Below are 24,296 nucleotides of genomic sequence, written 5' to 3' on the forward strand. Positions count from 1 at the left end.
AGTCCGTCTCCTGGACGCCGCGCTCCGGTCCACTGGGATCGAACCCAACGCTGCCGTGCTCTTGCCAGTCCGGAGGGAATTCCGGATCGTCGCGGCTCTGTCCGCTCGGACCCTCACCTCGGTCGTTACGCACTTGCCCGGCGATACCCAAGCCTGGATCGCCGCGCCCTTGCCCGCCGTTTCTCTGATCCATACCCTCAACAATTCCACCCCACACGCTGAATTGGGAGTGCTGTATCAGATTGCTACCCCGGTTTTACCCTCCTGGTTATCGGATATCCCGGATATCCCGGCACAGACCGGCCACCGAGATCAGTTTCCGATCGTGAAACAGGTATGACAGAAGTCCGCACCGAACTCGGTGAGCTGGAGACTTTTGCGGACGATTTTCGGCGCTCGGCCCGCCTTCCGTAACGCCGTCTCCACCACCGGCTGCACTTCGAGCACCATGTACCGGCTCAGCACCACGGGATCGGTGGAAGTCGATGTCAAGCCGAGGCGATTGAGGTTGATCAGATAGGACCGGGCACGATCCGGATAACGTACGCCCGCCTGCTCCGGAACCGAGGTGAGATCGCCTTGCACCAACTCCGAGCCGATGCCGAGTGGACGATTGGTACGCACATCCACCGACGGCTGCGGGCCGTTGAGCGCCATGAAACGCAAGATACGAGCCTCGTCGGGAGCGAGCTCATCGAGGATGCGGTCATAGGCCGGGTGTACGTCCTCGGTGAAATAGACATCGGCCGATCTGGCCAGCAGCGCGTCGCCGCGACGGCGCAACTCCTCGGTGGTGGCCGAGCGCAGATACGGGCCGATCGCGGGCGCCTGCTGCGCGGCGGAACCGTTCGGCGTCGGGACGTAGCTGACGATCTCGCGGACCGAACCCTCGGTGACGCCGAGTGCGCTACGAGCGATGGACCGCAGCGCGTTTCCGGTCCGCTCGGCGAGCTCGGCCGACGAGTCACCTTCCAGCGCTGCCTGTGTGATTTCCTTGGTGACTTCGAATGTGGTGCCCACGGCCCACTGACTGCCACGCACGACGGTGCCCGCGGCCATTCCGGCCGCCCGGAACACTCCGCGGATCAGCCGTGCCTCGTTGCTGATCTGCCGCTGTTCGACATCCGAACTGCGTTCGACGGTGCGGGAACCGGCTCGGGCCACGTCCTGCCCGGTCCTGTCGTCTGCCACGTTTTCTCCGATATCGCCGGGTGAAGATATCGCCGGGTGAACGAATCCGCCCCACAGATTACTGCCCTTTGTGTCGCCGGTCATGTGCGGCGCCTACCCAGTACTGTGCGACCATCACGCCGCGCAATGGGTTTCCACGCCGAATGGATGCTAGTTTTGGGTGCCGGTGCGGCGGCGGTCACCGGGGTACCGGCAGGAGGGTGTCGTGTTAGAGAGCGTCTTCGGAATCCATCCGACGATCCTTCTCGAGCTTGTGACCATACCTCTTTTCACGGGGGTCATCGGTTACATCACCAACTGGACCGGTGTGCTGATGCTGTTCCGGCCGGTCGCCTTCCACGGCTTTCGACTCCCCGGCCTACAAGCACTGTATCCATTGCTCCCCAAGCGAATTCAGGTACTACCACTGCTCAGCTACGACGGCAGGATCGGCTGGCAGGGCATCGTCCCCTCCCGTGCGGACAAGATGGCCAGTATCGCGGTGGACAAGGGCTTGGCCAAACTCGGCAGCGTCGCCGACTTCTACCGCGAACTCGAACCGGACAAGCTGGCCGAACACCTGGCCAGCATCGCCGATACCCAGATCAGGGACATCGTCGAAGACATTCTGCGACGTGAACATCCCCAGCTCTGGTACAACCTGCCCACCCAGGTTCGCGATATGGTGCACGCCAGGGTGCGTCAGCAATTGCCGGAGATTCTGCGCGGACTCACCGAGGAATTGGGTGAGAATATCGATCAACTGCTCGATGTGAAGCAGATGGTCATCCGCTACTTTCAGGCCAGGCCACAACTGCTCAACACACTGTTTCAGGTACTCGGCGCCAAGGAACTGCGATTCATGCAGAACTTCGGTTTCTACTTCGGCGCTCCCATGGGTGCGGTCCTGGTCCTCGTCCTGCACCTGACCGGATGGTCCACCTTGGTGGTACTGCCGATCGGCGGTGTCATCATCGGCTGGGTGGTCAACTGGATCGGCATCACCATGATCTTCGCGCCCGCCTATCCGAAGTGGTGGTGCCCATGGCGACAGGGGCTGTTGATCAAGCGTAAGCCCGAGATCACCGATGGCTACGCGGAATTGGTCTCCAGCCAGGTGATCACCGTGGCCAATATCGGCGATGAGCTGCTCACCGGCCCCCGTTCGGACCGCACCATGCAGATGCTGGAGGACACCCTGCGGCCCGCCGCCGACCGCGCGCTCGGTCCGGCACGGCCCGCGGTCAAGTTCGTGCTCGGCAGTCGCGAATACGACTCGTTGCAGACGACGCTGACCACCGAGGCCATGTCTATCGCACCGATCGCGTTCGCCGACCCCGAATTCAATGTCCGGCAGGGTAAACAGATCAACGAGTACATCGCCAAACAGATGTCGACACTGTCACCTCCGGACTTCGTCGATATGCTCCGCGCGGCCATCAAGCAGGACGAGTGGCTTCTTTTCGTCCATGGCGGCGTGTTGGGGCTTTTCGCCGGATACGCTCATATTCTGATATTCGGAACGGGAGTGGCGACATCATGGCTGTAGCGGATCCGGGCGACGACGATATCGAGGCCGTCGAGCGCACGACGACGGCGACGAATACCGCGCCGTCGCGAGAGATCACTCGGCGGCCTGTGTCAGATATCGCCCGTGCCGGCGAACTACCGAGACGGGTAACGACTCCGGTGGCCGCGGCGCGAGCCGCGACCGGCCTGGCCCGGTTCGCCGTGACTACCGTCACCGAAGTAGCCGTCTGGAGTGTCGGTACCGCGGTCGGCGTCACCGCCACTGTCGCCCGACGCAGTATCGAGGGCGTGCCGCGCCGGGAGGTATTCGCCGAGGCCGAAGCCGAGCTCCGCGACGCGCTACGCAGAGCCCTCGGGCTCCCGGACGCCGCGATATCGCCTGCACCGGAGCATCCGCCGACCCTGCGCGAACAAGGCGCCGCACTATTGCGCTGGTCAGCGGGCACCGAGGACGAGGACGACAACCACCCCGCCTTCGCGGGTATGCTGGCCGAATTGACCCCGGATGAGGCACGTATCCTGCGCTTCCTGTATACGGACGGGTCACAGCCCTCGATCGATATCCGCACCGGACGCCCTCGCGCGTTCGGCGCCGAACGCCTCGGCGCAATGCTCACGCTGATCGGCGAACAGGCCGGGCTGCGCTTCCCGAACCGCATTCAGCAGTACCTGACCAATCTGCGTCGGCTGGGTTTGATCGAGCACGCGCGCGAACCGGTCGGCAACCCGAACCGCTACCAGCTACTGGAGGCGCAGTCACCGGTGCGGGAGATACTGAAGCGGTCCGGCTTCGGCACCAAGGTGATCTACCGCAGTGTGGTACTCACCGATTTCGGTACGGATTTCGTAGCCACCTGCCTGCCCGTGGTATTCCAGGACGGACACGCCTCCGGGCACTGAGCCTCGCCACACCGGCTCGTCCCCCGCTCCGGTGTACGCGGGCCGGGTCGGCGGCGAGCCGCGCGGGCATAGGGAGCAACGGATAGGCTTGGGCACCGTGCTGTCCGTAGTGCCGAGTCCTATCACCGTACGCGCGCCGTCGAAGGTGAACCTCTATCTCGGAGTCGGCGACCTGCGCGCCGATGGCTACCACGACCTGACCACCGTGTTCCAGGCATTGTCGCTGAGCGACGATCTGGAGATCACGCCTTCGGCGTCGCTGTCGGTTCGAGTCACCGGCGAGGGGGCCGCGGAGGTGCCGACCGACCAGGCGAACCTGGTGTGGCAGGCCGCCGTCCGGCTCGCGCGCCTCGGCGACCACGCCCCCCTGGTGGAAATCGCTATCGCCAAGGGGATTCCGGTGGCAGGCGGGATGGCCGGCGGCAGCGCGGATGCCGCCGCCGCACTGGTCGGGCTGAACGAACTGTGGCAGCTGGGCTTGTCCAGAGATCAGCTCGGTTCGATAGCAGCCGAACTCGGCAGCGATGTGCCGTTCGCGCTGCACGGCGGCACGGCACTCGGTACCGGTCGCGGGGAGCGTCTGCTGCCGGTCCTGTCCCGCAACACGTTTCACTGGGTGCTCGCCTTCGCCAAGGGCGGCCTTTCGACCCCGGCCGTTTTCGCCGAACTCGACCGGCTGCGGGCGAACGGTGAGCCACCTCGGCTCGGTGAACCGCAGCAACTGATGCAGGCACTCACCGCAGGCGAGGCACAGCAGCTCGCCCCGCTACTCGGCAACGATTTGCAGGCGGCGGCGCTATCACTGAAACCGGAGTTGCGCCGCACCTTGCGCGCTGGCGTGGCCGCCGGCGCACTGGCCGGGCTGGTCTCCGGTTCCGGACCCACCTGCGCGTTCCTCTGCGAAAACGCGGAAGCCGCGATATCGGTGGCTGCCGAACTCGCAGGCGCGGGCGTATGCCGCAGCGTACGGACAGCCAGCGGCCCCATGCCCGGCGCCAGGGTGCTGACCGATAACCCCGCCGACAAACACTGACCGTCACCACCGGGCTATCGGCTGCACGAATCGGCGCGGCGCCGAATGAACTGGGCCCGTCGCATAAGCACCTTCCTTCGCCAGGACGACAGCCCGTCTTTCCCGGTCGGTACGCTGGCCCCGAGCACTATCGGCAGCCGCCGCAAGACCCGGAAGGATCCATGTCCAACCTGATCAACCTCGAACAGGTCCACAAAAGTTTCGGTATCAAGCCGCTACTGGACAACGTATCGCTCGGCGTGCACGCGGGCGAACGGATCGGGGTCGTCGGCCTCAACGGCGGCGGTAAAACCACCCTGCTCGAGGTGCTCACCGGTATAGCCGAACCCGACAGCGGCCGGGTCAGCAGGCTCGGCGGCTTGCGCATGGCAGTGGTCACCCAGCGCGGTGTACTGCCAGAAGGGGCGACAGTCGGCTCGGTAGTGCTGGCCGGACTTGCCGATGACGCGATGACCGACGAGATCGCCGAGCACGAATGGGCCGCCGACCCTCGCATCCGCTCAGTGCTGGACGGCATCGGCATCGCGGATCTCGGTATGGACACCCCTGTCGACAACCTCTCCGGTGGTGAGCGGCGCCGAGTCGCGCTCGCCGCCGCGCTGGCGCGCGAACTCGATCTGCTCGTCTTGGACGAGCCGACCAACCATCTCGATGTGGAGGGGGTGCAGTGGCTGGCCGAGCATCTACTGAACCGCCGCAGCGCACTGGTCGTGGTAACCCACGACCGCTGGTTCCTCGACACTGTCGCGACCAGCACCTGGGAGGTGGTCGGCGGCAAGGTCGAAAGCTACGAAGGCGGTTACGGCGACTGGATCTACGCCCGCGCCGAGCGCGCCCGCCAAGCGGATGCGACCGAAGCACGGCGACGCAATCTGGCCCGTAAGGAGCTGGCCTGGCTGCGGCGTGGCCCACAGGCACGTACCTCCAAACCGCGCTACCGGGTCGAAGCCGCTGAAGCGTTGATCGCCGATGTGCCACCGCCACGCGACAGTGTCTCGCTGGCCGCCTTCGCGCGCAAGCGGCTCGGTCGCGTGGTCGTCGAACTGGAAAACGCCACGCTCACTACCCCGGACGGCAGGGAATTGGTACACGATCTCACCTGGCGGCTGGCCCCAGGAGAGCGTGTGGGCCTGGTCGGCGTCAACGGCTCGGGTAAGACCACGCTGCTGCGCGCGCTGGCCGGAGCTACCGACCCGGACGGCTCGACACTGACCACCGGCAAACGTATTCAGGGCCAGACCGTGCAGATCGGCTGGCTGCGCCAGGAACTGGACGATCTGCCGACCGAACTGCGCGTATTGGAAGCGGTACAGCAGGTCGCACAGCGCATCGTGCTCGGTGACAAAGAGATCTCGGCGGGCCAGCTGGCCGAGCGGCTCGGCTTCAGTCCAGCCAGGCAACGCACCCCGGTCGGCGATCTGTCCGGCGGCGAGCGCCGCCGCCTGCAACTGACTCGCATTCTCATGTCCGAGCCGAATGTGCTGCTGCTCGACGAGCCGACCAATGACCTGGATATCGATACCCTGCAGCAGTTGGAGGATCTGCTCGACAACTGGGCAGGCACGCTTGTGGTAATCAGCCACGACCGCTACCTCATCGAACGCGTCTGTGATTCGGCGTGGGCACTGTTCGGCGATGGCAAACTCACTCACCTCCCCGGTGGCATCGAGGAATACCTGACCAAGCGCGCTGCCCTCGCCGCGAACTGGTCCCGTACCACCGCACCGGAAACCAAGCAGGCCCAGACACCCGCCACCGATGCCGCGGCCTACCGTACGGCCCGTAAGGAACTGGCCCGCCTGGAACGCGCCATCGACAAACTGTCCGATCGCCAGCAACGTTTGCACACCGCGTTGGCCGATGCCGCCACCGACCGGGACAAGCTGCTCACCCTGAGCGCGGAACTCGAGCAGGTACGGACGGAGAAAGAGACCGCAGAAGCACGCTGGCTGGAACTGGCCGAGAGCGTATAGACCGCCTGACATCCCGGATACGGCCATCGTGCCCTACCGGCGACCACATTGTGCAATATACCCAGCGGGGGTATATTGCACATAGAGTTACATACCCCCCTGCCGTATAGTCGCAAAGGAATGAAGGAGACGGATATGCCCACTACCACCTACACCGTCACGGGGATGACCTGCGGACATTGCGTCAGCTCCGTCAAGACCGAGATCAGCAAGATCAACGGTGTCACCGAGGTGGACGTCGACCTCAGTAGTGGCATGGTCCGAGTCGACAGCACCACACCGATCACCGATGCCGATATCGCCGCCGCCGTCGACGAAGCGGGCTACGAGATCGCGAGCTGATCACACCGAGGGGCGAACGTCCGGCGCACGAGCCGCTGGATGTCCCCGAGCCGGGTGTATCTACGCCTGACCGGCCAGACGGACGAAATCCGCCGTCTCCAAGGTCTCGCCGCGGGCAGTGGGTGCGATTCCCGCGGCGAGCAGGCGACGTTCGGCTTCAGCGGGTGAGCCCGCCCACGTCGCGAGCGCCGCGCGGAGAGTTTTGCGGCGCTGCGCGAAGGCGGCATCGACCACTGCGAAGACCCGGCGGCGATGCTCGGCATCCATCGACCACGGCGGCTCGGCGAAGCGTTCGATCCGGACCAATCCCGACTCCACCCGCGGTACCGGCCAGAACACTTGGGTACCCACCGCACCGGCCCGCCGCACGGTGCCGAAGAATCCCGCCTTCACGCTCGGCACACCATAGATGCGACCGCCGGGCTCGGCTGCGAGCCGGTCGGCCACCTCGGCCTGCACCATCACCAAAGCGACCGTGATGCTCGGCAACGTGGCGAGCAGATGCAACAGCACCGGCACCGCCACGTTGTACGGGAGGTTGGCCACCAGCGCCGTCGGCGCAGTAGGCAGATCCGCGGCGGCGACGCGCAGCGCGTCTGCCTCGACCACCGACAACCGTCCGGACAATTCCGGCGCCCGATCGGCGACGGTCACCGGGAGATGCCGCGCGAGTACCGGATCTATTTCGACCGCGACCACCGAGTCGACCACATCCAGCAGTGCGAGGGTCAGCGAACCGAGGCCCGGCCCCACCTCGAGCACCACATCCGCCGGACCTACTCCTGCCGCGGCGACAATCCGCCGGACCGTGTTCGCATCGTGGACGAAGTTCTGCCCGAGCTGCTTGGTCGGCCGCACCCCGAACCGCTCCGCCAACACCCGCACCTCGGCGGGCCCTAGCAACGCAGCACTCCCACGAACAGGAATCTCAGGTTCGGACACCTCGAGAATCTATCAATCGAGGCACCTGCTCGAATTCCTCCCCCGGGGTCGTACCGGCAGACCGACTCCCGTCGCGTTATCCGCCGACCGGGACAACGGCCTCATGGGCCGATCGGATCGACAGCGCGGCACCGCTGCCCGCGGCCGCCGTCTTGTCGCCATTCGCGATCACCAAACCCGCTCCGACGATCAGCATCAGCAACAACGCCCCGACCGCGAGATACAGCAGTGGGGACCGCGACTGGTTGATCCGCGTGAATGATGACATGGTCACAGCACGATAACGACAAAGGCGGGGGTCGGCAACCACACACTCCGAACTATCGTCTTTTCCGCGAGATCCGCGGATATCGAACCGCAGGTGTATCGCAGAATGAAACCTCATTGTGATATATGACATACGACTGTGTCGCATAGCCGAGGCGCCGACCAGCCGAGGCGGCGGTCGGCGGCGCAGGTTCGGCTCCCGCCGAATTCCGCCCCTCAGAAGCGATAGACCCGACGAGCGTTGGCTGTGGTGAGCTCCGCCAATTCCACAGGATCCTGGTCACGTAACTCGGCAAGGGCCCGCACCGTATAGGGCAAGCAATACGGCTCGTTCGGGGCACCACGGAACGGATGTGGCGTCAGATACGGCGCGTCCGTCTCGACCAGGATCTGCTCATCGGGCACAACCTTGGCCGCTTCCCGAAGCTCATGCGCGTTCTTGAAGCTCACCGTCCCGGAGAAACTCAGGATGTAGCCCTCTGCCACACAGGACAGCGCCATATTCGTATCCGAGGAGAAGCAATGGAAGATCACGGTGTCCGGCGGACCTTCGTCCAGCAGTACGGTCAGGAGGTCGTGGTCGGCCTCACGGTTGTGGATCATCAACGGTTTGCGGATCCGCTTGGCCAGATCGATATGCCAGCGAAACCCCTCGATCTGCGTCTCGATATCGGCGCACTCGGCAAGTTTGCCCGGCCAGTAGTAATCCAGGCCGGTCTCACCCACTGCGACCACACGCGGATCGGCGGCCAAGCGTTCCAGCTCGGCTTTCGCCTCGTCATCGAGTGCGTTCGCCCTGGTCGGGTGCAGTGCCACGGCGGCGGAAACCCGATCGTCCCAGTGCGCGGCGCGCACTGCCCACCGCGCGGCGGCCAGATCATCGGCCACAGTGACCACTCGGCCGACACCGACCGAGGCGGCCCGGTCGAGAATCACCGCGGTAGTGGCCGCGTCGGTGGCGCCACACGCGTCCAGATGAGTGTGCGCGTCCACGATCGGCGCGAGCGGCTCGGGCAGCTGTGGCGCGGGACGTGCGGCGCTCATCGCGGATCACCACCCCGAAGCGCGGACACGGGCGCGGCGAGCCGCGAATCGACGCGGAGGATATTCACGCGAGCGAAGAAATGCACGCGCATTACAGTAGACACACCATGAGTGAGCGAAGCGAGCGAACCATCGACACAGGCGCCGGTACGGCCGAGCCGGAGCCACACACCGGCGAGGCTCCGGCATGACCACAGCCGATCGCCCCGCCTTCTACATCACCACGGCCATCGCCTATCCGAACGGTGCGCCGCATATCGGGCATGCGTATGAATACATCTCCTCCGACGCTATCGCCCGGTTCAAACGGCTCGACGGATATGACGTGTTCTTCCTGACCGGCACCGACGAGCACGGCCAGAAAATGCAACAGGCCGCGACCGCCGAGGGCATCCCGGTAGAAGAGCTCGCCACCCGCAACTCCGATATGTTCGAGGCGCTGGACAAGACGCTCGACATCTCCTTCGACCGGTTCATCCGTACCACCGACGAAGACCACCAGGCGGCCAGCGTCGCGATCTGGGAGCGGATGCTGGCGAACGGCGATATCTACCTGGGTAACTACTCCGGCTGGTACTCGGTACGGGACGAGGCGTTCTATACCGACGAGGAAACAACGGTACTGGAAGACGGCACCCGCGTCTCCACAGAATCCAAGACGCCGGTCACCTGGACCGAGGAGTCGAACTACTTCTTCCGACTCTCGGCCTATCAAGACAAATTGCTCGCCCTCTACGACGAACATCCGGAATTCATCGCACCCGCGACCCGGCGCAATGAGATCGTCAGCTACGTCAAGGCCGGGCTGAAGGATCTGTCCATCTCACGTACCACCTTCGATTGGGGTGTGCCGGTGCCCGGCCACCCGGACCACGTCATGTACGTGTGGGTCGACGCGCTGACCAACTACCTCACCGGTGCGGGCTTCCCGGACACCGAAGCCGCCGCGTTCCAGAAGTTCTGGCCCGCCGATGTGCACATCATCGGCAAGGACATCACCCGGTTCCACACCGTGTACTGGCCCGCGTTCCTGCTGTCGGCGGGCGTGGAACTGCCGAAACGGGTATTCGTGCACGGGTTCCTGTACAACAAGGGCGAGAAGATGTCCAAATCGGTCGGCAATGTGGTCGACCCGATGGAACTGGTGGAGAAGTACGGCCTCGACGCGGTGCGCTTCTTCTTACTGCGCGAGATCTCCTATGGGCAAGACGGTAGCTACAGCCATGAGGCCATCGTCAGCAGGATCAACAGCGATCTGGCCAACGAATTCGGCAATCTGGTGCAACGCAGCACGAAGCTGGTCGCGCGTGACTGCGGTGGCATGGTGCCGACACCAGGTGAGTTCACCGAGGACGACCGTGCTCTGCTCGAGCTCGCGGGTGGTCTGCTCGAGCGCTGCCGCGCCGAATTCGACGCGCAGCAGATGCATCTGGCGCTGGAAGCGATCTGGCTGGCTCTCGGCGAGACGAACAGATACTTCTCCGCGCAGGCGCCATGGGCACTGGCGAAATCGGGCACACAGGAAGATCGCGCCCGTGAGGCGACAGTACTGTACGTAACGCTGGAGGTGCTGCGGATCGTCGCGATCCTGGTACAACCGGTGCTGCCCGGCTCGGCGGGACGTATTCTCGACCAACTGGGTCAGCAGAACAGGACTTTCGCCGATATCGCGAATACGATCGAACCCGGTGTACCGCTGCCCGCTCCGGAACCGGTGTTTCCCAAGTACATCGAACCGAAGGACTGACGCGAGAGCCGTGCACCCCGCCGAGCCCTGCTGCGTGATGGTTCCCTCGGTCTGCGAACCGTTCACCGATGCGCGCTTCGCAGGCCGCGCCGCCATGGGATGCTGTGTCGGGATAATGAAGCACCGGTATACCGCCAGTGCGCTACCCGGGCCGGTGCGATCGGCACGACGATGCCTCGTTCCCTGACAGGTTCCGGCACAGAAAGGGCACCTATGCGCCAGCAGCATGCGACGGCACCTGTTCAGCGATCCGGTTTCGCCGAGCGACATCGCGCCGCGCGCGAAGCCGTGCTCACGTCGCAGCGCGGCAGATTGGTCGAGGCGATGGTGGAGTCGGTGGACAGTAAGGGCTACCCCGCCACCACACTCACCGATATCGTTGCCAGGGCCAGAGTTTCCCGCAGCACCTTCTACGACCACTTCGCCAACAAAGAGGAATGCTTCGTCGAGGCGGCGCATACCGGGGTCGACATCATGGCGACCCGGATCGCCGAGGAACTGGCACAACTGCCCCCGGATGCCGATGCGGCAGCGAAGATCGAATCCATCGTCGTGACCTTCTGCCGCACCGTCGCCGCCGAGCCGGATTTCGCGCGGTTGGTGCTTGTCGAATCCTTCAGCGTGAACCAGGCCGCGGTCGGCTACCGTGATCTGGCCGTCGACCGCTTCGCACAGTTGTATCGGCTGTGCTACGACCAAGCGCGTGCGGCGGACCCGACACTACCGGAAATCTCCGATGAGCGGATCGCGCTGATCCCGGACGCGATCGGAGAGCGGACGCGGCGCGTCATCCGCACCGATGGCCCCGCACAGGTGCCGGAATTGGCGCCACTCTTCCTCCAGTTCGCCATGACCACCTTGGGTCTGCCCACGCCATCCTGAAAGTGCCCGCACACCGGACAGGCCGCGGTGGCACATTCACCCCCGGCGGGCGGTGAGCACCGCGTCGTAGAGCTCGCGCCGGGAGACACCGTACGCGGCGGCGACTTCAGCGCAGGCGTCCTTGAGGCGAACACCGGCGTCGATCCGGGTCTCGACCATATCGACCAGGTCGGCGGGATCGGCAGTTGGCGGTTGAGCACCCGCCACGACCACGGTGATCTCCCCCCGCACGCCCTCGATCGCCCAGGCAGCCAATTCTGCGAGGGTACCGCGGACCACCTCCTCATAGGTCTTGGTCAACTCCCGGCAGACCGCGGCGTGCCGGTCCGGACCGAGGACCTCGACCGCATCGGCCAAACAATCGGCCAGCCGGTGCGGCGCTTCGAAGAAAACACAAGCACGCGCCTCAGTGGCCAAAGTCCGTAACCATTCCCGGCGTTGACCGGGTTTACGCGGCGCGAAACCGTCGAAACAGAACCGTTCCACCGGCAGAGCCGACAGCGCCAGAGCAGTGGTCACCGCCGAGGGGCCGGGCAGACAGGTCACCGGCATATCGCGCTGCACGCACGCCGCGACCATGCGGTAGCCGGGATCGCTGACCGAGGGCATACCGGCGTCGGTCACCAGCAGTACGGTGTTCCCACCCGCGATCTCCTCTAGCAGCATCGGTATTCGCGCTGCCTCCACATGGTCATAGAAGCTGACCACTCGGCCGGTGATCGTCACACCGAGCGCCTTGGCCAGTGCTCTGGTACGCCGGGTGTCCTCAGCAGCGACGATATCGGCTGTAGCCAGTGCCGCGCGCAACCGTTGCGAGGCATCACCGATATCGCCCATCGGTGTCGCCGCGAGCACCAGCCCGCCCGTCATCGCCCCGTTTTTCACCGCACTCCCATCCGTATACCGTGCTCACCGCACCGCCACGCAGCCTATCCGCTGCCGTCGCGGCCCTACCCATCCCGCACCGCGGTATCCCTGCCGTACTCGGGCATCGGTACCGGACCAGCGGCCCAGGCCCTGGTTCGCTCGGGACGCCTCTGGTGCGCACCGAGCGCCGCGTCGGTCATACGGTGTGGGTGTTACCGATGTGCGGCCCGACGACGGGCACAGCATACGATCGGGACGTGACCCAGGTGACCGACCAGCGCACGACCGCACCATTCGGGGCCGTGCCCTCGTGGTCGAGTCCTGGCCCCCTGCGACCGGCCCCCGATTTCGGACCGACCGATCGGCTGCGCGGCTGGCTGGTAACGGCATTCCTCACCACGATCGCGGCGATCACCCGGTTCACAATGCTCAACTATCCGACCGATGCGGGCACCCCGGTATTCGACGAAAAGCACTACGCTCCGCAGGCCTGGCAAGTACTCACCGGCGGCGGGGTGGAGGACAATCCTGGCTACGGGCTGGTGGTACACCCTCCGGTCGGCAAACAGCTCATCGCGATCGGCGAAGCGCTGTTCGGCTATAACGGCTGGGGTTGGCGCTTCAGCACCGCGGTCGCCGGGACCCTGCTGGTCCTGCTGGTGATTCGAATCGTGCGCCGGATGACGCGCTCCACCCTGATCGGTGCGATCGCAGGCATTCTGCTGATCGCCGACGGCCTCACCTTCGTCTCCTCCCGTATCGGCATGCTCGACATCTTTCTCGCGCTGTTCGTGACTGCCGCGTTCGGTTGCCTTATCGTCGACCGTGACGAAGTCCGTGCCAGGATCGCGTCGGCGTATGCCGAGGGCAGGATCGGCGTGACGAGCTTGGGGCCACGCCTCGGCGTGCGCTGGTGGCGCTTCGGTGCGGGCATACTGCTCGGCTCGGCCTGCGCCACCAAGTGGTCAGGTATCTATTTCATCGCGGCCTTCGGCCTGATGAGTGTCTATTTCGACCTCTCGGCCCGGCGGACCTACGGCGTACGCCGCCCTTGGTTCGGCACCGCCATCCGCGATATCGGTCCCGCTCTCTACGCGCTGGTGCTCGTACCGCTCGGGGTCTATCTGGCCAGCTACTGGGCCTGGTTCGCCAGTGAGACCGGCGTGTACCGGTACATGCCCGGCAATCCGGCGGCGACCGATCCCATCGGTACCGACGGCTTCTGGTCGCATATCGTTCCCGGCGCACTGCGTTCGCTGTGGTATTTCAATGCCCGATCACTGGAATTCCATACCCAGTTGACGAATTCGGCGGGTAACCATCACCCATGGGAATCCAAGCCATGGACGTGGCCGATGGGCCTGCGCCCGATGTTGTACTACTACGCTGATACCGGCGTCACCGGTTGTGATCAGTCCAAATGTGTAAAAGCCGTCATGCTGATCGGTACGCCTGCTATCTGGTGGGTCGCCCTCCCGGTACTGGCCTGGATGCTGTGGCGAAGTGTGGTTCGGCGTGACTGGCGCTACGGTGCGGTACTGGTCGGCTACGGTGCCGCACTGCTGCCCTGGTTCACCACCCTCGATCGGCAGATGTACTACTTCTACGCCGTGCCGATGGCCCCGTTCCTGGTTATGGGTGTGGCGCTGACGCTGGGCGAAGTCCTCGGCCCGGCACGCCGGAACCCGGCAGTGCACCGCCAGGCGGCGAGCGACCGCTATCCGCCACCGAGTGAACGCCGCAGCCTCGGCCTGCTCACGGTCTGTCTCTACCTCGGCCTGGTGATCGCCAACTTCATCTGGTTATGGCCGATTCTCACCGCCTTACCCATCACCCCGGACACTTGGCACAACCAACTGTGGCTGCCCAGCTGGCGTTGACCTACCGCCACGGCCTCAGCCGCCGAGAGCGGCCCGCACATAACGTAGTGCGGCGTCATCATCCAAGCCCAACCTGCGCACTGTCGCGACATAGGCGGTCGCTGCCCGCCCTGCCACGTCCCGCGTCGGATCGCCGGAGGAGGCGATGAACGACCCCTGCCTACCCCGGGTTTCGACTACCCCATCGGTCTCCAGCTCACGGTAGGCCCGAGCCACGGTATTTGGCGCGAGACCCAATTGCGCGGCCAGCGCGCGAACGGTCGGAATCTTGGTACCCGCCGTCAGTTCGCCGGATCGGACCTTGGCGATGATGCCGAGGCGGAGCTGCTCATAAGGCGGTACGGCCGAGGCGTGCGACACCGTAACAATGAACATGGCGACTTACACCTCACCGCGCGATAGCGGGCAGGACAGACAGCGCGGTCCACCCCGGCCGGAGCCCAGCTCGGAACCGGGAATGCGGAGCACCTCGATACCCTCGTCCTCCAGCCTGGCATTGGTCATCTCGTTGCGTTCGTAGGCGACCACCACTCCTGGAGCGAGAGCAAGCGTGTTGTTGCCGTCATCCCATTGTTCGCGTTCGGCAGTCACTCCGTCCAGTCCGGTATCGATCACGCGCAGCTTACCGATACCCATCGCCTCGGCCGCCGCGGGCAGAAACGGTTCGGGACCGCGGATACCCACCCGGCCACCACCTGACCGGCTGCCATAGTCGTCCCCTTTGTGAATAGTGAATGCGCACAGGGAGTCCCGTACCGCGGGATACATCACGACAGCATCGGCGGCGACCATGGTGCACACCGTGTCCAAGTGCATAGTGGCGCGGCTCTGCGCGATCGGCACCACGAGCACGGTGTGCGCCAGAGAATCGTCGAACAGACTGCGTGCCAACGCTTCAGCACCAGCGGGCGAAGTACGTTCCCCGACTCCCACCGCGACAACGCCATCGGATAACAGCAATACGTCACCACCTTCGATCGGCGCGGTATGTGATTCGTAAGCACGGCGTACCCCGAGGAAACGAGGATGGAAAGCATAGACGAGATCGGTCAGCGAAGTCTCCCTGCTCCGAGCGGGCAAGGCTAACGAGGTGATCGCGACACGCGGGCCGACCCAGAACGACGAGTCTCTGGTGAACAGCAGATTGGGGAGTGGATCGATAACGAAATCCGCACCGTGATGCATCCGGCGGACCAGCGAGGTGGCATCGGGCCCGAACGGCAATTCATCGAAGGTCATTCCCGCCATCAGGATGCCTGCCAGCTCATCGGCCTGCCTGCCGCGGAGGAAGGCGGCCAGCTCATCGGCAAGTCCGTGTCCAAGCCTGCGCGCGTTGACCGCGGCCGCGATGCCCTGGACCCTGGCCGCACCGCTGACTGCGAGCGTCTCGGCCAGCAGATCCGATAGCAGCAGCACTTCGATACCGCGATCACGGAGAAGACCGGCGAAAGTATCGTGCTCTTGTTGTGCGCGCTCCACCCATGGAATGCCGTCGAACAGCAACTGATCGTTATTGCGTGGCGTGAGCCTGCGCAGTTCGTCACCGGGCCGGTGCAGCAATACGGTGCGCAGCTTGCCGACTTCGGAGGTCACCACGAAGCGCGCATCGTCCCGTCCGGAATCGGGCCCCTGCGCATCCGGATTCTCGCGCTGCGCGGATACCGTATCTGCTCCCATGCTCAGACCGTAGTTCCCCATGGACTCAGGAGCACGGAATTCTCGGCTTCCCATGCCGGGCACACCACGATATCCGAATTCGGCCCCACCGCACGGAACCTGAAGTATTGTTGAGATAACAGGAGGAACGTGCATGTCGACAGCCGATTGGCGGGCGAAAGAGCTGACCCCAGGGCAGCTCTCCGAGCGTAGTGGAGTCGCAGTCTCCGCGTTGCACTTCTACGAACGCGAGGGACTCATCTCGAGCAGGCGTACCAGCGGAAACCAGCGCAGATACACCCGTGCGACGCTGCGGCGCGTGGCATTCATCCGCATCTCCCAGCGCGTCGGCATCCCGCTGAGCGATATCAGGGCCGCGCTCGATCAACTTCCCGAAGGACGCACTCCCACCAGGCGCGACTGGGAGATACTGTCGACTACCTGGCGTACCGATCTCGACGACCGGATCACCCAGCTGATTCGGCTGCGCGACAATCTCACCGGTTGCATCGGCTGCGGCTGCCTGTCTCTCGGCAGCTGTCGCCTGGTCAATGAGCACGATCGGCTCGGCGCCGACAGCCCAGGCGCCCATGTACTCGACGTGCAGCTCAACTGCCCGCCGAAACCGGCAAGTTTCTGATACCAGCCGGCGCGGGTTCGGTGCCCGCGCGAACCAGCCCCGGCTAACGACCGAGGACTGCCAACATGCCTGCCACGGACCGCGGCCAGGTGAACTGTTCGGCACGACTGCGCGCGGCTGCGCGCAGCCCGGCCTGCGGCATGGCCAATACGTCGGTGACCGCTCGAGCGAACGCGGAGGGATGATCGGCGGCAACCGCACCGCAGTCCGCGGTCACGATATCGGCCAATGCCGAGGATCGGCTCGCCACGACCGGTGTGCCCGCCGCGAGCGCCTCCAGTGCGGCGAGCCCGAAGGTCTCGTGCGGACCCGGCGCCAAGGAGACATCGGCGGTGGCGAGCAGGGAAGCGACCATCGCACGATCGGAGATGAACCCGGTGAAATGGACAGCAGGCAACCCGTCGGGCAATACCGGCAATGTCCGCGCCCGCCGTTGCAGCGAGTCCCGGCGCGGACCGTCTCCTACCACGACCAACCGCGCCTCGATACCCACCCCGCGCAGTGCGCCGACCGCCGCTATGCTGCGATCCACCCGTTTCTCCACCGATAACCGGCCACAGTGCACCAATAGCGGATGCCCCGGCGCACCGAGATCCACCCGAAGCCCGCGGTCGTGCCGATGCGGGCTGAACAATTCCAGATCCACCCCGAGCGGGACCAGCTCCACATTTGCCGCGCCGATCCGTAAAAACTCCGCACGGGCGAATTCGGTGGTGCAGACGACCATATCGTAATCGGCAGCGGTATGCCGATTGGCTACGTCAGCGCAGTGCCGCGCCATCGGACCCGGCAGAACCTGTCCGAGCAACCGGTCGAGGCGTTCATGCGAAATCATCACACCGGTCACACCGCGCTGCCGCGCCCAGCGACCGAAACCCCGCAGGGTCAGCCGATCGGAGACCTCCAGCACATCAGGACGCAGTCCGGCAAGTACATCGGCCACCCGGCGTGGATCAGCGGCCCGGTAACCGCCGGTCCACGGAATCGCCAAGGCAGGCAAGGTGATCCGCACCACCCCGGTAGGCAGGATCTCCTCCGACCGTTTCGGACCAGGCACGATCAATACCACCTCGTGTCCGGCGGCGACGTATCCCTCACCCAAGTGGTGCAGCGCGACGCGCAGTCCGCCCGAACGCGGACCATAGAAGTTCGCCAGCTGCACTATGCGCACCTCGCCGATCGTGCATCGGATCGGATTACCACCGCCCAACAGCATATTAATGACCGGGAAAGAACCCGAGAATCAGAGGATTCGGCTCCGGTCTCGCCGAGAACTCACGGCTTGACGGCGCTCGGCACGGCCGTCATTCACTGCGTGGCCAGCCCGCGATCGGCCAGCGGCAGATCGAGCTCGAGCGGAATCCGGCCCGCCGCGAGATGCGATTCGACTTGATCGGCAGGCATCGGCTTGGCGATGAGGAAACCCTGTGCGCGATAGCAACCGAGGCCGACCAGGGTGCGCGCGGCGACCGCGGTCTCGACACCCTCACCCACAACGCCGAGCCCGAATGAACCGGCCAAGCCGATGATCGATTTCACGATGGCCAAATCGTCCATACTGGCGCCGAGCCGCTGTACGAAACCCCGATCGATCTTCACCGCGTCTACCGGCAGCGCTTTGAGATGCGATAACGAACTGTATCCGGTACCGAAGTCATCGATGGCGATCTGCACGCCCATCCGCTTCAGTCCGCGCAGCGTAACCTGGGTCCTGGCCAGATCCTGGACTACGACGTGTTCGGTGATCTCGAGGCACAGCGAACTCCCGTCGATGCCGAACAGGCGAAGGATGTCTTCGATGCGCTCGATGAAATCGAGGCTGACCAGCTGTACCGGTGAGACATTGATGCGCATCACCACATCAGCCGCCAGGCCACGGCGCCGCCATTCGGCGAACTGCGCACACGCCGACCGGATAACCCAGCGCCCCAGTTCACCGGCCAGATTGGTGGCCTCGGCGACGGTAACGAACGCAGCGGGGGGCAACAGCCCCCGAGTCGGATGCATCCAACGGACGAGCGCTTCCAGCGCGACGATACGGCCGGTGCGCAGATCTACCTCGGGCTGATAGTGCAACAGCAGCGACCCATCCGATACCGCGCTGCGCAGATTGAGCTCCACATCGTCTTGCAACTCGAACTGCGCGCGCATGGCATCGGTGAACACCGCGACCCCGTTGCCCCCGCCCGATTTCGCCGATAACAACGCGTGATCGGCACGGCGCAGTAGATCGGCGACGGTGGTCTCACCAGGAAAACCGAGTGCCACTCCGATACTGGCGCCCCGGCTGACCGATTCGCCGCCGACGATGACACGACGGGCGATCACCTGCTGGATACGATTCGCCTCCCCTTCCGCGGCGACCGAGTCCATAGGCTTGGCAGGAATGATGACGAATTCGTCGCCGCCCAAGCGGGCGATCATATCGTTCGGGTCCAGATGTTCCCGCAACCGAGTAGACAATGTACGGATGAAATTGTCCCCCGCGGTATGACCGAGGAAATCGTTCAGCGCCTTCAACCGATCCAGATCGAGGAAGAAAGCCGCCACCGGACCCGGTCTACCCGTACGTAATCGCTCTTCCATATGTTCCAGCAGCGCACGCCGATTGGCCAATCCGGTCAAATCGTCGTGCAAGGCGATATACCGGAGCTGTTCCTCCGCGACCATCCGTGCCTGCAACTGCGCGAAGAGCGCTGCGATGGCCTTCAGCACATTGAGCTCGCGGTTGCTCCATTCCCGGTCGCCTTCCTTGACGAACCCGAGCAAACCGGTCGGTTCCCCCCGAGACAGCAGCGGCACGGCAGCCGAGGTCACCCCGGCGATACCGGAGCCGAGGTGGACAGTTTTCTGATAGCCGGCGAATTCAGGGGTAGGACGCGCGATCATCGGCTCGGTCGCGTTCTCCAGAGCGCGGAACACCGGGTCGGCGCTGTCGAAATAGATCACCCCGAGCGGATCCGGATCCGGCACGTTCAGTCTGCGCGGCCACTCCGCGATGAGCACGGTTGCCCGGCGTTCGCGGTCGGTATGCCGAACATAGCTGAAGTCCACGTCGAAGTACTCGACCAAACGGGCGAGCACACGTTCGGTGGCGGCGACCACGGTCGTGGCGTCCACACCCATGAGTTCAGAGGCGACCTGGGTCACCAATGAGTCGAGTGTCCGCCGTGGCACGTTGTCTCCGATCACGCTAACTAGTGGTGTCCACACCGAGCACCGGGCGACGCCTGCTGCGTACAGTGGCAGCGGAGGCGTAGCTCAGGCGAAGCACCAACGCCATGGTCTCATGCTCGGGCACCTCCAGCAGGTTCAGAAAACGACCCTGAAGCGACGCTAGTGTATCCGCGAAGTCATGAGAAATCGCGGTAAGTTCGCCAGGGCGTCGGGCGTACAGGTATACGGGCGAGATCGGCTGCACAGCCAATCCGAGTCGCTCCGCCTGTACCCACACCCGCGCTACCGCGGCTCCCGCCTCCGCGTAGTCGGTCAATCGCGGATCGGCACCGTCGAAAGTCACCGCCACCACAGCGGAGCTGGACCGCACCCGGTCACCGGTGTATTTCCCCAGCGCAGCGCCGCCAGGCCAGGATCGTAACTGCGCGATGACATCGGGGCGCATAGTGAGCTCGATCGCGGCCTGCTCATCCGGGGTGAGCTCGAGACTGCGGGCATCGATCCCGGTGTCGAGGTCCCCGTCAGCCGGGTTATCGCGCGGCCAACGGACCTCGGCGAGCATTTCCTCGTACAACCGAGGCGTGAGATAGCGGATTCGATCGGAATCCCCCAGCAACCGGGCAGCCTCTTCGATATCCGGCCGATCGACCACCGCACGCAAGCATGCTCCCGCTGATTCCGCGACCCCGGCGAGTATCTCGAGTACACCGTCGGCAAGCCTGGCGTCGCTGCCGATTCTGCGATTGGTCGCGCGGCGAAGCACGCCGGGGTAATCGGCGGCGAGCCGCGGATCCCGGTCGCCACCCAGCCGCAGACGAGCGGTGAGTTCACCCGATCCAGGAACCCCCTCGATGAACTCGTACGGTCCGAGGATGCCGTGCGCGGCCGCGGCGACCCGCGCGTTGTACACCGCGGCGCCGAGCGCGACAGCGCTACCGCGATAACCGATATCCAGCGCCGAGCTGCACTCCGGTGCCAACGCGAGGTGAATGACATCGGAGTCCGTGCGCAGCGACCACGGCTGCGTATTTCCACCCGACGGCGCCCGCTGCGCACAGACCAGCACGTCGGCGACAGGGTCCGTGCCGGACTCGGCGGCGGTCTCGGCACATACCGGTTCCTCGGCAGGCGGCGGATCGACCAATTCGTCGAGGTGCCGCTCCAGGTCGACCCGGACGCGGCCGGAATCGAGCTTCATACCGAGACCGATGCGCCGGACCGCGGCCACCACACTCGCGGCACCAAGGGTGACATCGCCCGCCAGCTGCGGCCAACTGGTCACCGTCTCCCCGACTTCGATCATGCTCGCGGCCAAGCGCGGCGACAGGTCGGCCGCGCCGAGCAACTTCACCACGAACGGCGCCTTCTGCCCTGGGGTCAACCCACGCAGATCCGCCGGTCGGATGTCACCGAGCAAACCGTGGAACGCCGGGCGCCGCGGCTGGAGATCGAAACGCTCGACATCCAACAAACCACGGTCACTGGTTTCCATCAGTACCGGAACACCGTGCCGAGCCGCCGCCATCCTGACCAGCAGCTTGATATCGAGCGAATCACATTCCTCGACAACGATCGTGAGCCCATCGAGGAACTGATCCACTGAATTATCAGCGATTCCCTCATGGAATATATCCACTGGAAGATAGGGATCCAGTTCGGCAATACGGCGTGCGGTCACGACCGCTTTGTTGACGCCGATATCGAATACTGTTCCGGGAACTCGATTGAGATTGGATAGTTCGATTTCATCCATATCGGCCAGTCGCAACCTGCCACATACGCCTTCGAGTGCGAGTAGTAGCGCGACCGAATGCCCGGCGCTCTGTCCGATGATTCCGATCGTCTGTTCCGCCAGAAGTTCTTGTTCCGCTCCGGTCACCTTGTTCCGATTGCGATCCAGCCGGATCATCCGGAATGTTCGAGGCCCAGGCAATCCGACCACCGCGGCGCGCCACGGATAATAGATCCACCGATCCGCCTCCGGTCCCTCCGAGATATCCTCGGCAGCATTATCTCCGGTATCGAGCAGCTTTCCCCGCTCGATGCGCAGCGACTCGCGCAGATCCGTGAATCGGATGCGCGGATCGTCACCCAGCGCGGCGAGTTCTCTAGCGTCTTCCGGATCCGCCTGGTCGAGAATCGAGGGCCGGTAGTCCGCCACCGAGGTCAGGTCATCGTCCATATCCGCCTCGGCCCTCCACTCCTTCCCCTCGCCCATGCGGCGCATCGGTCGAACCGGCAGCAGGTATACCGAGCATGTGCTGCTCGGCCCGGACCAGTGATCGTTGCGATCGTTCCGCCCGCTCCGGATAAGTCAGGGTGTCCCACCATAGCGGAACGGTCCGGTAACGCTCGTCCGGATACGGTACGGGCGGGATATGTTCGGCAAGCACCGCACCACAGGCCTGATGCCTGCCAACGGCGAACGAAGCCACCGTCGCGAAACCGTAACGCGCGCCGAGCAACCTGGCTCCGTGCAGAACAGTACGAGAGAGCGCGGCGCTCAACTCGGCACGTTTTCCCGCGGCGCGCGCCACCCAGGCGCCTTTGGCCTCGACAACCCCTTCCGGTATCCGATCGGCAAGCATCAGGCGCAGCTCTTCGGCGCCAGGGTGGCCTTCCCATTCGATCAGCGCATGCGCCTGTCGCGCGGCTGTGTACGGCCCTTGTACCCGCACGCCTGCCACCGGCTCGCCCATGGCATCGAGCGCGACGAAGAACAGCGCGGTCGATCGGCCATCGGCCACCACATCGTATTCGAGTGCGTGTTCGACACCGAAGTGCCGATAGACCGCACGCGCACCATCCAGGTACCGATGCCAGAGTTCCGGCTGCGCCCCCGGATCGGCGACAAAGAAAGCGCATTCGGATTGCGTGTCGTGATATCGCGGCACTCGCCACCCATGCGAGTGCCGCGGCACGACTGCCATCAGATCCACAGCCATGGTGTTCCTACTCCATCGCCGCGCAGCCCCTGCGCGATAGTCCGGCCCCATGAAGCACCCCCGTACGGCCATGAGCCGAGATGAAGCTGCCCAGGGCAGTATCCGTCATTCGACAGAGATTGACTAGAAATCTGGCTAATCTCCCGAAAACTCTGCGGTACACACAATAACTCCGCATTTCAAACCCTGTGTTGCCAGCGCCGCAAATAACGTGGAGACCAGTCGGTTCGAAGGTGGCTACTTATTGGCTAACCATATGTGGACGGACTATATACGAATGAACTATATGCGAATGGAGATGAACAGCTCAACAGACTCCGGGCCATACCACATCTCGACCTCTTCGGCATAGGCCCGAGCCACCTCGGCCGACGCAGTCGCGTCATCGACCTGCGCCCACACGTCCTCCACCGGATCGTGATAGTCCCCGTTCGGGGTGAAACGAGCATAGATACCTTTAGGCACCCGCACCAGAATGTCACCCACCGGCACATCGTCCACACGGGAATACTCGAAACAAACCACCGCGTTGCAGTCTCCGGCCGGATCCGGAACGTACACCGTATACAGCGGCTCGCTCATACCCTCCCGGTCGCGCAGCCGATCCTTGAGAAACTCGATCAGATCACTGTTGCTGACCTTGAAGCTCGGACGCACCCGTGGCACGACCAGCCCGCCATAGATCACCTCGGGGCGCACGACGATCGCATAGCTCATCGAGCGTCGACCGCCAGATAGAGATCGATCTTGTAGGCGTGCGGATAGCACTCGAAGTCACCGGTATAGGTGCGTTTGATCTGGTTGTGCTCCTCGGCGTAGGAGATCTGCGTCCACAAATCGGTCATCACCTGCGGGAAGTTGCCGACCGAAGAGAACCGCGCATAGGTCCCGCGCGGCAAGCGGGCGACCAGGTGCCCACGGGTCACCTCATCGAAAGAGGTGCACCGATATCCGACGATCTGCGTGTTGTAGGTGCCGAGCTCACCGGTGTAATCGGTATACGCACTGGCCAACGGCCCACCGAGCTCCTGATGCAACACCGCGGCCCACGCGGCCTCCAGATCGTAGTCACGCAGCTTCCCGAGCGCACGCTTCGGGCTGCGTACCGGCAGCCCGGCAACCCACGTCTCGTCCCGCTCGACGATGTCAAACTGCATGAAGGACTCTTTCGAATGAAGCCGGGGTGAGCTACCTGCGTCCGGTCTGCCGGAAACGCCATGCTATCAACCCCCGGTCCGGCGGCACCGATAGCATGCCCAGCGCAGCATTCACCCCCACATCATTGAACTGGACAAACGTCC

General features: G+C 64.4%; 22 protein-coding genes. 9 read left to right on the forward strand and 13 right to left on the reverse strand.

Features of this window, described 5'->3' with window-relative positions; translation table 11 throughout:
* Positions 1-312: 312 nt before the first annotated feature.
* A complete protein-coding gene (locus tag ACL02S_RS18265) occupies positions 313-1,275 on the reverse strand; it encodes an Abi-alpha family protein (RefSeq protein WP_412803656.1) in 963 nt (320 codons plus the stop codon).
* Positions 1,276-1,444: 169 nt separating this feature from the next.
* Between ACL02S_RS18265 and ACL02S_RS18270 the strand changes: the two genes are divergently transcribed.
* The 5 genes from ACL02S_RS18270 (at position 1,445) to ACL02S_RS18290 (ending at position 6,948) form a co-directional block, all read left to right on the forward strand.
* A complete protein-coding gene (locus tag ACL02S_RS18270) occupies positions 1,445-2,719 on the forward strand; it encodes a DUF445 domain-containing protein (protein ID WP_412803657.1) in 1,275 nt (424 codons plus the stop codon).
* Positions 2,710-3,600 (forward strand): Abi-alpha family protein, encoded by an 891-nt coding sequence (locus ACL02S_RS18275; RefSeq protein ID WP_412803658.1) that lies wholly within the window; start codon positions 2,710-2,712, stop codon positions 3,598-3,600. The genes ACL02S_RS18270 and ACL02S_RS18275 overlap by 10 nt, the downstream gene beginning before the upstream one ends.
* Before the next feature lie 97 nt (positions 3,601-3,697).
* On the forward strand, positions 3,698-4,633 hold the full coding sequence (locus tag ACL02S_RS18280; RefSeq protein WP_412803659.1) for a 4-(cytidine 5'-diphospho)-2-C-methyl-D-erythritol kinase: 936 nt from the start codon (positions 3,698-3,700) through the stop codon (positions 4,631-4,633).
* 161 nt (positions 4,634-4,794) lie between these two features.
* Positions 4,795-6,606, forward strand: coding sequence for an ABC-F family ATP-binding cassette domain-containing protein (locus ACL02S_RS18285; protein WP_412803660.1), 1,812 nt, complete (start codon positions 4,795-4,797; stop codon positions 6,604-6,606).
* Between the two features lie 135 nt (positions 6,607-6,741).
* Positions 6,742-6,948 carry a heavy-metal-associated domain-containing protein gene (locus tag ACL02S_RS18290; protein ID WP_412803661.1) on the forward strand — a complete coding sequence of 69 codons (207 nt, stop codon included), beginning with the start codon at positions 6,742-6,744 and terminating at the stop codon, positions 6,946-6,948.
* Between the two features lie 60 nt (positions 6,949-7,008).
* Here the strand turns inward: ACL02S_RS18290 and rsmA are convergent, their stop codons facing one another.
* The 3 genes from rsmA to ACL02S_RS18305 all read right to left on the reverse strand — a co-directional run bounded on the left by rsmA (position 7,009) and on the right by ACL02S_RS18305 (position 9,201).
* On the reverse strand, positions 7,009-7,890 hold the full coding sequence (gene rsmA, locus ACL02S_RS18295) for a 16S rRNA (adenine(1518)-N(6)/adenine(1519)-N(6))-dimethyltransferase RsmA (protein WP_412803662.1): 882 nt from the start codon (positions 7,888-7,890) through the stop codon (positions 7,009-7,011).
* A gap of 76 nt (positions 7,891-7,966) precedes the next feature.
* On the reverse strand, positions 7,967-8,158 hold the full coding sequence (locus ACL02S_RS18300; RefSeq protein WP_412803663.1) for a hypothetical protein: 192 nt from the start codon (positions 8,156-8,158) through the stop codon (positions 7,967-7,969).
* A 215-nt stretch (positions 8,159-8,373) separates the two neighbouring features.
* On the reverse strand, positions 8,374-9,201 hold the full coding sequence (locus tag ACL02S_RS18305) for a TatD family hydrolase (RefSeq protein WP_412803664.1): 828 nt from the start codon (positions 9,199-9,201) through the stop codon (positions 8,374-8,376).
* A 187-nt stretch (positions 9,202-9,388) separates the two neighbouring features.
* Here ACL02S_RS18305 and metG point away from each other — a divergent pair, with 187 nt between their 5' ends.
* Both metG and ACL02S_RS18315 read left to right on the forward strand, forming a co-directional pair.
* Positions 9,389-10,948, forward strand: a complete 1,560-nt coding sequence (gene metG, locus ACL02S_RS18310; RefSeq protein WP_412803665.1) for a methionine--tRNA ligase — start codon at positions 9,389-9,391, stop codon at positions 10,946-10,948.
* A gap of 213 nt (positions 10,949-11,161) precedes the next feature.
* Complete coding sequence (locus tag ACL02S_RS18315) at positions 11,162-11,830, forward strand: TetR/AcrR family transcriptional regulator (RefSeq protein ID WP_412803666.1); 669 nt, start codon at positions 11,162-11,164, stop codon at positions 11,828-11,830.
* A gap of 36 nt (positions 11,831-11,866) precedes the next feature.
* Here the strand turns inward: ACL02S_RS18315 and rsmI are convergent, their stop codons facing one another.
* Positions 11,867-12,700: a 16S rRNA (cytidine(1402)-2'-O)-methyltransferase gene (rsmI, locus tag ACL02S_RS18320; RefSeq protein WP_412803667.1), complete on the reverse strand. Its 834-nt coding sequence runs from the start codon at positions 12,698-12,700 to the stop codon at positions 11,867-11,869.
* Positions 12,701-12,954: 254 nt separating this feature from the next.
* Between rsmI and ACL02S_RS18325 the strand changes: the two genes are divergently transcribed.
* Positions 12,955-14,577, forward strand: a complete 1,623-nt coding sequence (locus ACL02S_RS18325) for a dolichyl-phosphate-mannose--protein mannosyltransferase (RefSeq protein WP_412803668.1) — start codon at positions 12,955-12,957, stop codon at positions 14,575-14,577.
* A 15-nt stretch (positions 14,578-14,592) separates the two neighbouring features.
* Here the strand turns inward: ACL02S_RS18325 and ACL02S_RS18330 are convergent, their stop codons facing one another.
* Entirely contained in the window at positions 14,593-14,952 is a 360-nt protein-coding gene (locus tag ACL02S_RS18330; RefSeq protein WP_412803669.1) for a GntR family transcriptional regulator, read from the reverse strand.
* A gap of 6 nt (positions 14,953-14,958) precedes the next feature.
* Complete coding sequence (arcA, locus tag ACL02S_RS18335) at positions 14,959-16,254, reverse strand: arginine deiminase (RefSeq protein WP_412803670.1); 1,296 nt, start codon at positions 16,252-16,254, stop codon at positions 14,959-14,961.
* 133 nt (positions 16,255-16,387) lie between these two features.
* Between arcA and soxR the strand changes: the two genes are divergently transcribed.
* Positions 16,388-16,873 carry a redox-sensitive transcriptional activator SoxR gene (gene soxR, locus ACL02S_RS18340; protein ID WP_412803671.1) on the forward strand — a complete coding sequence of 162 codons (486 nt, stop codon included), beginning with the start codon at positions 16,388-16,390 and terminating at the stop codon, positions 16,871-16,873.
* 43 nt (positions 16,874-16,916) lie between these two features.
* Here soxR and ACL02S_RS18345 read toward each other — a convergent pair whose 3' ends face one another.
* The 6 genes from ACL02S_RS18345 to ACL02S_RS18370 form a co-directional block, all read right to left on the reverse strand.
* On the reverse strand, positions 16,917-18,044 hold the full coding sequence (locus tag ACL02S_RS18345) for a glycosyltransferase (protein ID WP_412803672.1): 1,128 nt from the start codon (positions 18,042-18,044) through the stop codon (positions 16,917-16,919).
* A 137-nt stretch (positions 18,045-18,181) separates the two neighbouring features.
* Positions 18,182-19,999 carry a putative bifunctional diguanylate cyclase/phosphodiesterase gene (locus ACL02S_RS18350; protein WP_412803738.1) on the reverse strand — a complete coding sequence of 606 codons (1,818 nt, stop codon included), beginning with the start codon at positions 19,997-19,999 and terminating at the stop codon, positions 18,182-18,184.
* A gap of 67 nt (positions 20,000-20,066) precedes the next feature.
* Complete coding sequence (locus tag ACL02S_RS18355) at positions 20,067-22,232, reverse strand: Rv1355c family protein (RefSeq protein ID WP_412803739.1); 2,166 nt, start codon at positions 22,230-22,232, stop codon at positions 20,067-20,069.
* Positions 22,222-22,995, reverse strand: coding sequence for a hypothetical protein (locus tag ACL02S_RS18360; RefSeq protein ID WP_412803673.1), 774 nt, complete (start codon positions 22,993-22,995; stop codon positions 22,222-22,224). Before ACL02S_RS18360 ends, ACL02S_RS18355 begins: the two co-directional genes overlap by 11 nt.
* 282 nt (positions 22,996-23,277) lie before the next feature.
* Positions 23,278-23,712, reverse strand: a complete 435-nt coding sequence (locus ACL02S_RS18365; protein WP_412803674.1) for an effector binding domain-containing protein — start codon at positions 23,710-23,712, stop codon at positions 23,278-23,280.
* Positions 23,709-24,152: a GyrI-like domain-containing protein gene (locus tag ACL02S_RS18370; RefSeq protein ID WP_412803675.1), complete on the reverse strand. Its 444-nt coding sequence runs from the start codon at positions 24,150-24,152 to the stop codon at positions 23,709-23,711. Before ACL02S_RS18370 ends, ACL02S_RS18365 begins: the two co-directional genes overlap by 4 nt.
* Positions 24,153-24,296 lie beyond the last annotated feature (144 nt).

This window comes from Nocardia spongicola (assembly GCF_047200775.1).
GTDB lineage: Bacteria > Actinomycetota > Actinomycetes > Mycobacteriales > Mycobacteriaceae > Nocardia.

Excerpts from the sequence above, each read along its gene's own strand:
- ACL02S_RS18265 (WP_412803656.1), bottom strand. The coding sequence starts at position 1,275 with ATGACCGGCGACACAAAGGGCAGTAATCTGTGGGGCGGATTCGTTCAC.
- ACL02S_RS18275 (WP_412803658.1), top strand. The coding sequence starts at position 2,710 with ATGGCTGTAGCGGATCCGGGCGACGACGATATCGAGGCCGTCGAGCGC.
- ACL02S_RS18285 (WP_412803660.1), top strand. The coding sequence starts at position 4,795 with ATGTCCAACCTGATCAACCTCGAACAGGTCCACAAAAGTTTCGGTATC.
- ACL02S_RS18290 (WP_412803661.1), top strand. The coding sequence starts at position 6,742 with ATGCCCACTACCACCTACACCGTCACGGGGATGACCTGCGGACATTGC.
- ACL02S_RS18300 (WP_412803663.1), bottom strand. The coding sequence starts at position 8,158 with ATGTCATCATTCACGCGGATCAACCAGTCGCGGTCCCCACTGCTGTAT.
- ACL02S_RS18305 (WP_412803664.1), bottom strand. The coding sequence starts at position 9,201 with ATGAGCGCCGCACGTCCCGCGCCACAGCTGCCCGAGCCGCTCGCGCCG.
- metG (WP_412803665.1), top strand. The coding sequence starts at position 9,389 with ATGACCACAGCCGATCGCCCCGCCTTCTACATCACCACGGCCATCGCC.
- ACL02S_RS18315 (WP_412803666.1), top strand. The coding sequence starts at position 11,162 with ATGCGCCAGCAGCATGCGACGGCACCTGTTCAGCGATCCGGTTTCGCC.
- rsmI (WP_412803667.1), bottom strand. The coding sequence starts at position 12,700 with ATGACGGGCGGGCTGGTGCTCGCGGCGACACCGATGGGCGATATCGGT.
- ACL02S_RS18330 (WP_412803669.1), bottom strand. The coding sequence starts at position 14,952 with ATGTTCATTGTTACGGTGTCGCACGCCTCGGCCGTACCGCCTTATGAG.
- arcA (WP_412803670.1), bottom strand. The coding sequence starts at position 16,254 with ATGGGAGCAGATACGGTATCCGCGCAGCGCGAGAATCCGGATGCGCAG.
- soxR (WP_412803671.1), top strand. The coding sequence starts at position 16,388 with ATGTCGACAGCCGATTGGCGGGCGAAAGAGCTGACCCCAGGGCAGCTC.
- ACL02S_RS18350 (WP_412803738.1), bottom strand. The coding sequence starts at position 19,999 with ATGGGTGTGGACGCCACGACCGTGGTCGCCGCCACCGAACGTGTGCTC.
- ACL02S_RS18355 (WP_412803739.1), bottom strand. The coding sequence starts at position 22,232 with ATGGACGATGACCTGACCTCGGTGGCGGACTACCGGCCCTCGATTCTC.
- ACL02S_RS18360 (WP_412803673.1), bottom strand. The coding sequence starts at position 22,995 with ATGGCTGTGGATCTGATGGCAGTCGTGCCGCGGCACTCGCATGGGTGG.
- ACL02S_RS18365 (WP_412803674.1), bottom strand. The coding sequence starts at position 23,712 with ATGAGCTATGCGATCGTCGTGCGCCCCGAGGTGATCTATGGCGGGCTG.
- ACL02S_RS18370 (WP_412803675.1), bottom strand. The coding sequence starts at position 24,152 with ATGCAGTTTGACATCGTCGAGCGGGACGAGACGTGGGTTGCCGGGCTG.